A 13,140-nucleotide genomic window follows, 5' to 3' on the forward strand; every position below is an offset into this window, starting at 1 on the left:
AGGTGAGGTTACAAAGGCGCTTCGGGCCGGACTTCGCCGCGCTGTTCGGCGGCGATCCGTCTGGCCTGTTCGCTCAGTTCATGAAACCGCCGCACATCTATACCCATGGAGGCGAGGGAGGGGAGCCGGAATTGGCCGCGTATGGCTACGGCCTGGCCATCGTTTTCCGCGAGACTTTCGGCTATCGCCAGCGCTCCCAACGTTTGTTGATCGTCGGCAGCGGTGACACCCAGGCCATACCACGCTCTCGGGTTGAGGGTATTGGCCCACAGGGCTTGTACGAAATAGTCGCGGGCCTGTTCGCGGCGGCTGTCCAGAAGCGCCATCCAGCCCAGCTCGAACGCGGCCTCGTGCGCATAGGGGTCATGCTGCAGGATGCGTTGCAGCGCCAAAGCCAGGACTTCCCTTGCTTGTTGTTTCTCCAGCGAATTTCCCGGTGCAGACAGGAAGACGCTGGTAGCGCGGGATTGCTCGCCACGCGCCCAAGAGGAGGAGCGGTCCAGGGATTGCCCGCCATTGCGTAGGGAGGCTACCGAACTAGCCAGCTTGTTTCCACTGCTTTGCCCCACCTGCCGGGCCAGGCTGGCATAGACGTTGGCCTGGGTCTGCATCTGCATCGCGTTCGGCACGGCCGCCGCGCCGCCCAGCAAAATCGGCGGTGTTTCCGGTTGGGATACCGGAGGGTCTTCGCTAGCGATTCCGATCTGAGCCGGTGCCGACGAGCCTACATAGGGAGGCGGCCGCTCCGCTTTATCACGCAGATTGTTGAAGAAAACCACGCAGAACATGCCGATAAAAAAAACGCTGCGCACGCGGTTAAGCCAGCTCATCCTGCCGATCGCCTGCAGAATGAAATTCGAAGGGCGCGCGGTGGGTGCGGGAAGGGGCTGAGCCGGTGGATACCGAAAAACCGGTCGGGGCCTCCGTCCTGGCCGCGTAGCGCGCAACGGTTGGGGCATCTTGGGGGCGGTACGCGTCGTATGCGCCTGTTGCTTGCGAGTGGCAGTCAGCAACGATTCGCGCGCGCACGCCGCGCATGCCTGTCCCGCAAAATGCTGGTGCGCTGACCGCTTACCGCATACGGCCAACCGCTGGGTCGAACGCGTTGCGTAGGCGCGCAGCAGGCTGCTCCACTCGCCAGCGGAGGGACGCAGCGAACGGCCCAGCGCGAATGCGCGATCGAACATCTGCCGCAGATCGGCAGGCATTGCGCCATGGCCGCTTCCCGGGTTGGCGGCGATACCCGCGTTGGCGCGCAGTCCATAGGCGTACCAGTCGCCCGCTATGCGTCCGGGAATGTCGGTGGGCACCCGGTCCGACCCAGGCCGTCCGCTATAAGGGTGAATGCCGAAATTCAGCAGCTGAAAGACGATCACCGCCAACGCGAAGCGGTCCTGCTGTTCCTCGCCCGTGGCGGTGATGCCATGCGCATGGAACTCAGGCGCCAGATAATCGATGGTGTATTGCGGCGCCGGAAACCGCTCGCCATGGCCCTGGATGCTGAAACCGTCGCAGTCCAGCATCGCCATGTACAGCGAGCGCGGATAAAAGCGCAGATTGACGGGTTTCATGTCCACTACGTAATGGTGCTGGCGGTGCAGTTCGGCGATCACCGCGGCCAGGTTCGCAGCCAGCGTGATCTTGGCTCCCAGTCCGGTCGGTAAACCGGCTGCGCGCGCCTGCCGTTCCTGCATCACCAGCTCCAGTTCGCTGGTGGCGGCCACGTCCACCGCGGGCATCACGAAGCCCAGGAACCGGCCCCTGTCGTCGCGCAGCGGCGTCAGCGGCCAGGCGATCTGCACGTAGCGCTTGCCGCCTTCGTCCAGCGTCGGCAACTGCGGCGACAGTTCGAGCATTGCCGCCAGCTTGCGCTCGTACACGGCGACGTCGATATCGGCGTGATAGATCTTGGCGACGTTGTGGGCATCCTCCCGCAACAGGTACACGCTGCCCGCGCCACCGCTCTTGAGCATTCTGGCCAGCGTCAATCTGCGGCCGTCGCCCGCGCGCACGGAGCTCCCTTCGCGGATACCGGCGCGCGCCGCGCTCATTGCCTCAACGCGATCAGCAGCGTCTTGTCGTCCGAAGTGATCTGGTAGGTGCGGGGATCGGTCAGGGTGCCGAGCAATGCCGCGCTACCCTCGCTTTCCGAAGCGGTGGAAAGAAAGCGCTCCACCGGATCCATGAACGGCGCATATAGCGCGCCATTGCCCTTGGCCATCACGAAAGGCATCGCACCGTCGGACATCAGCGCCGCGCAGGTCGTGGCGTGCGGAATCCGCGTCACGCGCAGATGCTCCTGCCAGACATCGCCGGTGACGAAGTAGGTTTCGTTGGCGTACTCACCATTTTCCGGCAGCGACAGCGCGCAGTCGGCCGCGTCGGCGCCGCGTGCGACGCCCAGGCCGTCGCCGATGTGGAAAAAGAATCCGCCCTCGGCATCGGCCAACACGCCCACCAGCGTGCACGAGTAATCCGAAAAGCCCGTGTTAGCGGCCAACGCCCGCGCTTCCATCGCGGCGCGTGCCGAAGCGACCGCTGCGACCACGTCCGCGCGGAATGTTTCGATGTCTTGCCTCGCACGCCCGGCGGCATTACTGCCTTGCGACAGCTGCTCCACCACTTGCGCCGACACCATCGCAGCCCCCTCGTGGCTGAGGACGTGCGAGCCGGCGCCATCGCAGACAATGGCCACCAGTGTGTCGCCCACGACTGCATGCGCGAACGCATCCTGGCACGGGATGTTCGCATCGATATGGGATTTTCCTATCGCCGCAGCGGCGAAGACGCACCAGGACATCGATCAGGTCGGCGCGCTGGACCAACTGTCGGCCGCCGGCAACTGTGCCTGGCCTCCAGGTCTGGCTTGCGAGACGACCTTCATGCTCGCGCTGAGCCACAGAAATAGTTCCTGGAACTTCAGGCCATCCAGTTTCTTGACCGCCGCCGCGCCCTTGCTGCTGAACTGCCCCAGCCCTTCGGCATTGGCGCCGGCGCCAACCGCCAGCGGGAACACCGCGACCTTGTTGGCCTGCTCGGCGCCCCGGCAGCGATCCGCTGCACCCTGCCAATCGTCGGTCGGCTGGCCATCGGACATCAGGAACATCCACGGCCGTGTGTAGGCGATGCCTGCGGACTTGAAGTTCTGCTTTTCCTCCTCGATCTTCACCAGCGCCAGGTCCACCGCCTGTCCGGTAGGCGTCGTGCCGGAGGCTTCCAGCGTAGGCGCGGTAAAGTCCATCGCGTCTTGCCAGTCACCGACGACTTGCGCGTTGTCCATGCCGCCGTACTCGACCAGCAGGATACGCACCCGCTTGGAAGCGATCGCGTCGCTCTTCAACTCTTGTTCCAGCACGCGCAGCCCTTCGTTGAGTTGCGCCATCGGCGCGCCGGCCATGCTGCCGGAGCAGTCAAGGACCAGCACCAGTGGCGTGCGTTGCTCGGTGTTGTCCACCAGGGCGACGTCTGGAATGGCGGTCTGGGTCATCTCGTTCCCTCGTATGGATGGCAGTACCGCGCTGAAGCCGGCGCGGAAGCCGATTATGCATGAGGACATCGATCGCCGTTGCGGCGACGGAAAGACGGCGGACCGTCGCACTCATTCCGGTTTCCAGAACTTCATCTCGCCGTACTCCCACGTCCATGGCGCCCCGGTTTCGCCCAGCACGAAACCGACCAGCTGCGGGAACGCAGGCTCCGCGCGCACGTCGTTGGCCAGAATCACCACGCAGCGGCGTCCGCGTTGCACGCATACCCAGGTGTTGCCGGTGCTGTCGTTGTGACCGCCCTTGAAGAAGCCGGGTCCCTGCGGGCCATCGAACACGACCACGCCCAGTCCTGCGGCAAGATCCTTGCGCTGCTTTTCGGCCGGTAGTTCCGGCTGCAGAGAGGGGAACTGGCTGGCGGTGGAAATGGGCAGTTGCGGTTTCACCAGTTCCGCCGATCCCTGCGCGGACAAGGCTTCGCCGCGGACGTATCCCGAGGCCAGCCGCGCCATGTCGGCGATCGTCGTGTCCATAGAGCCGGCGGCACGCACCTTGCTGCGTTCGTCGTGCGCTTCGACGCTGCCATCCTCGCGCCAGCCATCGGCGAGATTCTTGGCGAAGTCAGCCCGCCACATCATGCTGGTGTTGGTCATGCCGAACCGGTCGAACACGCGCCGCTGCATTTCCGCGCCCAGATCCAGGCCCAGCCCGCGTTCGATGACGAACTGCAGCAGGATCATGCCGTCGCCCGAATAGGCGTAGCGGCTGCCCGGCGCGAAATGGAAGTGCAGCTTCTCGTCCGGTTCGACGAAATAGAAGTTGGCGAAGCCGGCGCTGTGCGTCAGCAGGATGCGCGGGGTGATCGCACGCCAGCGTTCATCACCGGACAGACTGGACCATGGCGCATAGCGGTCGTCGTCCGGATACTCCGGTAACGGCTTGGCCAGGTAATCGCCGATGGGCTTGTCCAGATCCAGTTTCTTCTCTTCCACCAGCTGCATCACCGTGTAGGCGAACGCGGCCTTGGTCAATGAGGCGGCGTACATGATGGTGTCGGTTTGCAACGGGTCGCCGGCGGCGTTACGCGCGCCATAGCTGCGTACATTAACCACCTTGCCGTCGTCGATCACCGCGATCGCCAGGCCTTTGGCCTGCGTAGCCGCCATCGCGCGCGCGGCTTCGGCGTCCAGCGCCGTTTCGGTGGGGAGGGCCGCGTGAGCGGCCTGCAAACAAAGCAATGCGATCAATCCGGAAAAAAGCAACCCAAGCTTCATAGAGTTCTTTCCTGCTCCCCTGTGGACCTACGGAATTTGCGTTTGCTTGCCGCCGCACGCCAGGCATTTGCGATAGTCGCCTTGTGCGCCATGATGCAGCGCGCTCAGCGGTCCGCCGCAGCCGGCGCAGCGAGGCGTCTTGCCGCTTTTCCAATTCCACAGCCGTAGCGTCGCCACCAGGCCGGTGACCAATGCGACCAGCAGGAACACCGGCGGTAGCCATCTCACGTACGGCACCAACAGGTGCAGGCTTTCCACGCTGCCGAATAGCGACGTCCACAACATGCACACCGCCGCCGCCGCCAACGCCGCCAGCGCGGGCAGGTAGGCGCGCACCACCATCCAGCCGTATCGATTCATCGCCAACCGCCCCTCTTCGTCGCCGCTCCCCCGTAATGCCGGCAGCTTACCGGGTTGTCCGTCGCAAACGCAGCGGCGCGGCGCATGCCGGCGCCGAATCGTCATAAACTCGAACACCACACAGGCAGGGGGAGGCATTCATGAAATCTTATCTCGGCGGTCTGGCGGCCGGTTTGTTGCTGGCTTCCGCCGCCCACGCGCAGACACCGGCGGCGCCCGCGTCTACAGTCACCGTATTAAAGGCCGCCCATCTGTTCGACGGACGCAGCGGCAATCTGACCTCCCCCGGGTTGGTGGTGGTGCAGGGGACCAAGATCATCGCCGTGGGCACCAATGCAGATATTCCGGCCGGGGCGAAAGTCATCGAGCTGGGCGACGCTACGCTGGTGCCGGGTTACATCGACGCCCATACCCATATTTCCTACGACCACGAAGACGACTGGGCGCAGGGCTTCTACGAAGGCATGCTGCGTTTCCCGGTGGAGCAGTCGTTCCACGCCGGCAGCAACGCCAAGGCCACACTGATGGCCGGTGTCACCACCGCGCGCGACGTCGGCGCCGGCGATTTCATCGACGTGGCGCTGCGCAACGCCATCAACGCGGGCCTGACCGATGGCCCGCGCATGCTGGTCGCCGGCCATGCGCTGGGTTCTACCGGTGGCCACTGCGACAGTTCGCCGTTTCCGCCGGAACGCGTGAAGCCGTCCGGACCGCTGGAAGGCGTGTGCAACGGTCCCGAGCAATGCCGCGAGGCCACTCGCCTGCAGATGAAGTACGGCGCCGACCTGATCAAGATCTGCGCCTCGGGCGGCGTGCTCTCCGAATCCGATCCGGTCGACGTACCGCAACTCACTCCCGAGGAACTGCGAGCGATCATCGGCGAAGCGCACAATTGGAATCGCAAGGTCGCCGCGCACAGCCATGGCGATCTGGCCGCCAAGCTAGCGGTGGAAGCGGGCGTGGATTCCATCGAGCACGGCAGCTTTCTCACCACGCCCACCTTGCAGCTGATGAAGCAAAAGGGCGTGTACCTAGTGCCCACGCGCATGACCCAGCTGTGGGTGCTGGACAAGGCCGACAGCTATCCACCCAAGATCGGCGCCAAAGCGCGCGCGGCCGGCGCTTCGCATACGGCCATGTTCAAGAACGCGCTGAAGATCGGCACGCCCATCGCCTTCGGCACCGACGCGGCGGTATATCCGCATGGCATCAACGCACAGGAATTCGGCGACATGGTCGAGCTGGGCATGTCGCCCTCCGCGGCGTTGCTGTCCAGCAGCCAGGGATCGGCGAAACTACTGGGCATTGATAAGGAAACCGGCACGCTGGAAGCCGGCAAACTCGCCGACATCGTCGCGGTCCCGGGCGACGTGCTGCAGAACATCCGCGCCACGGAAAAACCATTGCTGGTGATGAAGCAGGGAGTGGTCGTCAAGCGCGCAGATTGAACCGCGCCGCAGGACGGCCACCCTGTGGAGCTTCGCGACTCGCGTCGCTCATGCAGGGGATATCAGGCCAGCGATGGGTCCCGCGCATGCTTGCGCGCATCGCCTAGCGCCGCTTCCAGTTCCTGCAGCCGATACGGCTTGGGCAGCACGGAAAGCCCCAGCGCCTCGGCTTTCTGCTTCGCCGCTTCCACGTGGCCAGTGGTGAGGACGACCGGAAGTCCTGGACGACGCAGTCGGATCTCCTGCGACAGGTCGATACCGTCCAACTGGCCCGGCATCATCACATCGGAGAACACCACACCGAAGGATTTCTCACCAGCCAACGCGCCGAGTGCGGCATCGGCATTCTCCACCCGCGTCACTTCGTAACCCAGTGTGGCCAGCATTTCGCCGGTCAGCGCGGCCACTTCATCGTCATCCTCCACCAACAGCAACGATCCCTGCGCCTGCACTTCGTTGCGGTCCGGCGTTTCCGTTTCCTGCTCTTTTGCATCGATGGGCGACTTGTCGGTGCGCGGCAGGTACAGGAAGACCGTGGTGCCGTTGCGCGGTTCGCTCTCGATCCGCACCGCGCCGCGCGACGCCTTGGCGAAGCCGTGCGCCTGCGCCAGCCCCAATCCGGAACCCTTGCCGATATCCTTGGTGGTGAAGAACGGCTCAAACACGCGCGCCAACACCTCGGGCATCATGCCGGTGCCGGTATCGGCGATGGATAACTCCACGTAGTCGCCGAACAACTCTTCGTCGTTCAAGGCGGGCGCGTTGCGGCCGCCGATGCGGATGGTGCCGCCGCCGGGCATCGCGTCGCGCGCGTTGACCGCCAGGTTCAGCATCACCAGTTCCAGCTGGCCGGGATCCACTTCCACCGGCCACAGGCCCGCGTCGAAAGCCACCTCCACATGCACATCGCCGCGCAGGCTGCGATCCAGCATCTCGCGCATGCCGCCGATCTTGCGCGCCAAGTTCACCGGCTCCGGACGCAACGGCTGGCGGCGCGAAAACGCCAGCAGCTGGCGGCTCAGGCCGGCGCCTTTCTCCACCGCCTGGCGCATGCCGGCGATCACTTTTTCGCGGCGCGCCGGCGCCAGGGAGTCCATGACCTCCAGTCCGCCAGAGATCACCATCAGCAAGTTGTTGAAGTCGTGCGCCACGCCGCCGGTCAGCTGACCGATCGCCTCGATCTTCTGCGCCTGCTGCACGCGCGCCTCGGCTTCGGCCAGACGCGCCTGCTCGCTGGCGCGGTCGGTCACGTCGTACACCACCACGAACGCGCCGACCTGCTTGCCGCTGCGGTCCCTCAATGCGTTGAAGCGCGCGTCGTAGTAACGCTTGCCTTCGGTGGGCGAATCGAACGTCTCCGGAACATGGAAATCCTCGCCGCTGATCGCGCGATTCCAGAATCCGCGCATGCGCTCGGCGCGCACCGGATCGCCCTTGAGCATTTCCAGGAGGTTGTCATGGACCTTCAGGCGGTGGCCGTAGATCCTCTCGAACTCGTCGGAATAGGAATTGTTGACGGCCAGCACGTAGTAGCACAGGTCGATGGCCAGGATGTGGGTGTCGGAAAACTCCACCAGGTCGGCCAGGATATTGCGCTCGGCCATCGCATCGGCCACACGCTGCTCCAGCGTGTCGTAAAGCTCGCGCACGGCGTCGGCGTCGGCATGCGCGCCGGTCACGTCGAAACCTTCCACGAAGATGCCGGTCACCTTGCCCTCCGCATCGGCAATGGGCTGGTAGACGAAATCGATGTAGCGCTCGATCGGTGCGGTGCCCGGCGCATTGCTGACCTCGTATCTCGCGCCGGTGGTGGAGAACGCCTTGCCACTGCGATACGCCTCGTCCAGCAGGTCCAGATAGCCCTGCTTCACCGCATCGGGCTGCGCTTCGGCCACCGTCTTGCCCACCACTTCGCGATTGCCGATCAGCTGCAGGTAAGCGGGGTTGACCATCTCGATGACGTGTTGCGGTCCGTCCAGCAGCGCCATGAACCCCGGCGCCTGCTGGAACAGTTCTTTCAGCCGGTCGCGTTCGGCCAGGTGCTTGCCCTCAGCGAGGACCTGCTCGCCTGTTTCCGAACACATCACCAGCACGCCGCCTACGCCGTGCGGCGCGTCGGGTTCGTCGATGGGGCTGTAACTGTAGGTCCAGTACACGTCTTCATGTGCGCCGTTGCGCGTGATCGGAACCCGTGCGTTTTCGTTCCAGGTGGCGCCGCGTCCTTCCATCACCTGTTCGATCTGCGGACCGATGATGTCCCAGATTTCATTCCAGCATTCGCGGCCGCGCTGGCCCAGGGCGCCGGGGTGGCGTTCGGGCCCGATTGAGCGTGCGTAGGCGTCGTTGTAGAACTGGATCAGCTGCGGACCCCACCAGATGAACATCGGGTGCCGAGTCGAAAGCAGCAGTCGCACCGCGGTCTTCAGCTGCACGGGCCAGGTCTCGGGCACGCCCAGCGGCGTGGACGTCCAGTCGAAGGCCCGCATGCGCTCGCCCATTTCGCCGCCACCTTGCAGAAAGGCGAGCGGCTGTTTCTCGGCAGCGGGCGAGGTCATCGGCTTCCCCGGAGAAGGATCGGACGAGTCCATGTTATGCCCGACTTGCCGTGAAAAGGTCGTATGTGGTTCAACTTTTCTCTATGCAGCAGGACTTTTCACGCTTTCTTCCGGCGTGAATCGCGTAGCGGTCGTGGCCTCGGACGGCCTCCGTACCGAGCTTCGTTACTCCGCGGTGGTCGGATCGATGGTGGCGATGACTTCGGAAACGCGATTGGCGGGAAAGCCGCCTTGCTGCGCGTGATCGCGGACCATCTGCTCGTTCGGTGCGCGATACAGGCAGTAGATCTTGTCGCCGGTGACATAGCTGTGGATCCACTGGATCTGCGGGCCCATGTCGTTCAATACCGCGCAGGAAGTCTGCGAAATGTTCTTGAGTTCCTCGGCCGACAACTTGCCGGCGCCGGGGATGTCGCGTTCGATTACGTACTTCGGCATGGTGGTTTCTCCAAGAAGTCCCCTCAGAAACCAACGCCATGCAATGCCGCCGTCGGCCAGACTCGCGCCTTTTGCGTTCAGCCCGCCATCTTTTCCAGCATGTGGTCGATGACTTGGTTGTGCTCGTGCTGGGGACTGAACAGGATAACCTCGGCATCTTTGCCGACTTTTATCGTATGGCCGGGTGGCCAATAGAACAGGTCCCCGCCGTTGACCACTTCCTGGCTATCGTCGGCGTAGGTGACGGTGACTTCGCCCTGCAGCAGATAGCCCCAGTGCGGCGACTGGCACAAGTCGCCTTCCAGGCCTTGCAGCAGTGGTGCGATATCCGTGCCGGCACCCAGGGAAAAGTATTCGCCACCGATCCTGCCGTAACCGGAGGCATCGCCGAAGTCCATCGTCTGTCGCGCCGTCGCACCCGGTATTTCGATACGGACCGGGATATCGTTCTTGGCGATTCGCATGGCGGGCTCCTCCATTGCGGACGTGGTGGAGGCGATGGATCGCAGTCGTCCTGCCTACTCCTCAACCAACGCCGCGCAACGCCTCCATCGGCCAGGCAAGGGCCTACAACCGCTTCGTTGGCTTCAGTCGAGCCTGATCACCACTACCGATTTGGCCGGAATGTCGAGCTTGAGCCTGCCTTCACCGAGCTTGCCGCCGGTATAAGACGCCGGGACGAGATTCGGCTGTTGTCCCGGGATATTGTGGGTGTCCATCTTGTCCGCGGTCAGCACTTGGCCCGACACCGTTTTGGCCTTCAAACCGCCCAGATCGATGTCCAGGTTCACGCGGTCCTGCGGATCCATGTTGGCGATGCCGATATAGATCTTGCCGTCCTTGGCGCGCGCTGCGGAAGCGTTGATCGCGGGAATGGATTTGCCGCCGGCGCTGAAGTCCGGCGTGTTCAGTTCCAGCGGCAGCGAAGTCGCGTCATGGAACGGTACGTACATCTTGAAGGTGTGGTAGGTAGGAGTCAGCGCCATCTTGCCGCCGTCAGTGAGAATCATCGATTGCAGCACGTTGATGGTCTGGGCGACGCTGGTCATGCGCACGCGGTCGGCGTGTTGGTGGAAGATGTTGAGATTGGCCGCCGCCAGCACCGCGTCGCGCAAGGTGTTCTGCTGGTACAGATAGCCCGGGTTGGTGCCTTTTTCGACGTCGTACCAGGTGCCCCATTCGTCGACGTACAAGCCCACGCGTTTTTCCGGATCGTGGGTATCCATGATCGCCGAATGGCGTTTGATGAAGTCATCCAGCTTCAGGGTCTGAGCGAAGGTGTCGACCCATTCCTGCTGGGTGAAACCGGTGGCGGCGCCCTTGGTCTTCCAGTCGCCCGTGGGCAGCGTGTAGTAGTGCAGGCTGAGGGCGTCCATGAACTTGCTGGAGTCCTTCATCAACACTTCGGTCCAGCGGGTGTCGTCGCCGCTGGGGCCGGTGGCCACACGCAGGCCGGGGTTGTCCTCGCCTTGATGGAAGAAGCTGCCGAAGCGGCGCAGCTCGTTAGCGTAATACTCCGGCGTCATGTTGCCGCCGCAACCCCAGTTTTCGTTGCCTATGCCCCATAGCGCGACCTTCCAGGGTTTGTCGCGCCCGTTCTTGCGCCGCTCCTGGGCCAGAGTGTCCTGGCCGGGAGAAGTCATGTACTCGATCCATTCGCGCATGTAGGTCGGGGTCGAACTGCCGACGTTGATGGAGATATAGGCCTCGGCGCCAATCTGTTCCACGAAATCCATGAATTCATGGGTGCCGAAGGCATTGGTCTCGGCGGCACCGCCCCACCAGTTGTTCTTGCGCACGGGGCGCCGGTCACGGGGGCCGATGCCGTCGCGCCAAAGGTACTCATCGGCGAAACATCCGCCGGGCCAGCGCACCATCGGCGTCTTGATGGCCTTCAGAGCCTCGACCACATCGGTGCGGATGCCGCGGACGTTGGGAATGGAGCTGTTCTCGCCGACCCAGATGCCGTCATAGATTCCGCCGCCCAAATGCTCGGAGAATTGGCCGTAGATATTGCGGCTGATCTGGGCGCCAGGCTGGTCAGCATGCAGAGTGGCCTTGGCCTGCAGCGTGGCCGCGGCGCTGGGCTCGGCACTCAGAAGGGCGAGAACGGCTGCCGTGGCGGTGAAGATCTTTAGCATGAGGTTTCTGTCTCTGTGGAGGTCGCTGTTTTCTGTCGATGCGCGACGATGCTTTCTTCCGCCGGAGTGTCGCCCGCGTCGCCTGCCGCTGTCGATGCATAGGTACAAGCGATTTTCTTATAGGTATAGGCGATTTTTCGTTCGGGTGCAGTGCCCGGCTTGGAGAATCCACGGACTGGAGGCGAGGGGATCGGTTCGCTTCGTTCGCCCCGGCCTAAGCGGGCAGCAGCGCTCTCAACAGCATGTAGAGCCCCAGCACGGTGAGGCCAGCAAGGAACCAACGACGGAACGCTTCGGGATGCAGTTTGTCGCGCACGCGCTGTCCGAGATACATGCCGGCAAGCGCAGGAAGAACGGCGAGTAGCGAATTGCCGGCCTCGGTCAGTTCATAGTGGCCGGTCAGTGCAAGCGCCGCCGCCAGCGCGAGGGTTGAGATGGTGAAAGACAAGCCCAAGGCCTGAATAAGTTCGTCCTTGGTCAGATCAAGAGAGCCCAGGTAAGGCACGGCGGGAATGACGAACACTCCCGTGGCGCCGGTGATTACGCCCGTCAGCACGCCGACCAAGGGCGACAACCAGGGTTCCGCTTTGGCGGGAACGGCGAAGCGGCGAACGACAAGACTTACGACGCCATAAAGCGCCAGAATGGCGCCAAGCGCTGCGCTAGCCGTGGACGAAGACGCGCCGGTGAGGATGCCGATGCCGATCCCCGTGCCCACGCAGAGTGTGAGCATCATGGGCGCCAAACGCCGAAGCAAAGCGACGAAGTTGGGACCTGCGAGAAGTTGCCAGAGGTTGGTGACCAACGAAGGAACGATCAGGATCGCGGCCGCATGGGCGGGCAGCATCGCAAGGCTGAGCAGCCCCATCGCAAACGTCGGAAGGCCCATGCCGACAACGCCTTTCACGAAGCCCGCCGCGGTGAAAACCAGGGCGATGAATAGCGCGAGGAGAGCGGTATCTGTCAAGGACTGGGCATGCCTGAATTAGGTCCCACGAGCGGATTCGTGGCTAGGCGATTCAGGCCCACGCGTTCGCATTCTTGGGAAATCCTGGGCGCTGGATGCGGACTACGCAGAACCGTTGTCCGGTCGGCGCCTGCATTACCACCCATCGCTCCAAGCGGTCGACCACCTTGGCGCCGAGTTCTTCGAGGCGAGCCACTTCGGCAGGAATGTCGTCGGTCTCGATGTCGATGTGGACTCTGCTTTCATGGTCGACGCGCTGGATCTGCACGATAGGCTCATCGGCCGGCGTCTCCAGCATGCGGTAATTGCCGCGAGTGCCCGGGTGATCGGAGTCGATAGCGCGCCCCAATGCCTCGGCCCAGAAGTTGGCGGCATGATCGATATCGGGCGTATTACAGTCGATCAGCAGCGCGCAGAGTCGGGAATGATGCATGGCTTTTCTCTCAAGCTTGAGTTCGAACGATTGGGTGCG

General features: G+C 63.5%; 12 protein-coding genes. 1 reads left to right on the top strand and 11 read right to left on the bottom strand.

Annotated elements, in window-relative coordinates; all coding sequences use genetic code 11:
* Positions 1-8: 8 nt before the first annotated feature.
* From AC1DTQ_RS08095 to AC1DTQ_RS08115, 5 genes are read right to left on the bottom strand one after another with little or no spacing between them, the layout of a single operon-like run.
* Positions 9-2,051 carry a hypothetical protein gene (locus AC1DTQ_RS08095; protein WP_477849000.1) on the bottom strand — a complete coding sequence of 681 codons (2,043 nt, stop codon included), beginning with the start codon at positions 2,049-2,051 and terminating at the stop codon, positions 9-11.
* Positions 2,048-2,800, bottom strand: coding sequence for a PP2C family serine/threonine-protein phosphatase (locus tag AC1DTQ_RS08100; RefSeq protein ID WP_477849001.1), 753 nt, complete (start codon positions 2,798-2,800; stop codon positions 2,048-2,050). Before AC1DTQ_RS08100 ends, AC1DTQ_RS08095 begins: the two co-directional genes overlap by 4 nt.
* Before the next feature lie 3 nt (positions 2,801-2,803).
* On the bottom strand, positions 2,804-3,556 hold the full coding sequence (locus AC1DTQ_RS08105; protein WP_477849002.1) for a vWA domain-containing protein: 753 nt from the start codon (positions 3,554-3,556) through the stop codon (positions 2,804-2,806).
* A 42-nt stretch (positions 3,557-3,598) separates the two neighbouring features.
* Positions 3,599-4,759 (bottom strand): serine hydrolase domain-containing protein, encoded by a 1,161-nt coding sequence (locus AC1DTQ_RS08110; RefSeq protein ID WP_477849003.1) that lies wholly within the window; start codon positions 4,757-4,759, stop codon positions 3,599-3,601.
* A gap of 27 nt (positions 4,760-4,786) precedes the next feature.
* Entirely contained in the window at positions 4,787-5,119 is a 333-nt protein-coding gene (locus tag AC1DTQ_RS08115; RefSeq protein WP_477849004.1) for a hypothetical protein, read from the bottom strand.
* A 140-nt stretch (positions 5,120-5,259) separates the two neighbouring features.
* Between AC1DTQ_RS08115 and AC1DTQ_RS08120 the strand changes: the two genes are divergently transcribed.
* The gene (locus AC1DTQ_RS08120) at positions 5,260-6,567 is read left to right on the top strand and encodes a metal-dependent hydrolase family protein (RefSeq protein ID WP_477849005.1); all 1,308 of its coding nucleotides are present in this window, start codon (positions 5,260-5,262) and stop codon (positions 6,565-6,567) included.
* A 62-nt stretch (positions 6,568-6,629) separates the two neighbouring features.
* Here the strand turns inward: AC1DTQ_RS08120 and AC1DTQ_RS08125 are convergent, their stop codons facing one another.
* From AC1DTQ_RS08125 to AC1DTQ_RS08150, 6 genes are all read right to left on the bottom strand, one after another.
* Positions 6,630-9,122 (bottom strand): PAS domain-containing protein, encoded by a 2,493-nt coding sequence (locus AC1DTQ_RS08125; RefSeq protein ID WP_477849006.1) that lies wholly within the window; start codon positions 9,120-9,122, stop codon positions 6,630-6,632.
* Positions 9,123-9,287: 165 nt separating this feature from the next.
* On the bottom strand, positions 9,288-9,560 hold the full coding sequence (locus tag AC1DTQ_RS08130; RefSeq protein WP_477849007.1) for a DUF4242 domain-containing protein: 273 nt from the start codon (positions 9,558-9,560) through the stop codon (positions 9,288-9,290).
* Between the two features lie 77 nt (positions 9,561-9,637).
* Positions 9,638-10,024, bottom strand: a complete 387-nt coding sequence (locus tag AC1DTQ_RS08135; protein ID WP_310092276.1) for a cupin domain-containing protein — start codon at positions 10,022-10,024, stop codon at positions 9,638-9,640.
* Positions 10,025-10,147: 123 nt separating this feature from the next.
* Positions 10,148-11,701 carry an alpha-N-arabinofuranosidase gene (locus AC1DTQ_RS08140; protein WP_477849008.1) on the bottom strand — a complete coding sequence of 518 codons (1,554 nt, stop codon included), beginning with the start codon at positions 11,699-11,701 and terminating at the stop codon, positions 10,148-10,150.
* A 214-nt stretch (positions 11,702-11,915) separates the two neighbouring features.
* Positions 11,916-12,668, bottom strand: coding sequence for a sulfite exporter TauE/SafE family protein (locus tag AC1DTQ_RS08145; RefSeq protein WP_477849009.1), 753 nt, complete (start codon positions 12,666-12,668; stop codon positions 11,916-11,918).
* 52 nt (positions 12,669-12,720) lie between these two features.
* Positions 12,721-13,101: a VOC family protein gene (locus AC1DTQ_RS08150; protein ID WP_477849010.1), complete on the bottom strand. Its 381-nt coding sequence runs from the start codon at positions 13,099-13,101 to the stop codon at positions 12,721-12,723.
* Positions 13,102-13,140 lie beyond the last annotated feature (39 nt).

This window comes from Pseudoxanthomonas sp. P4_B2 (genome assembly GCF_056402315.1).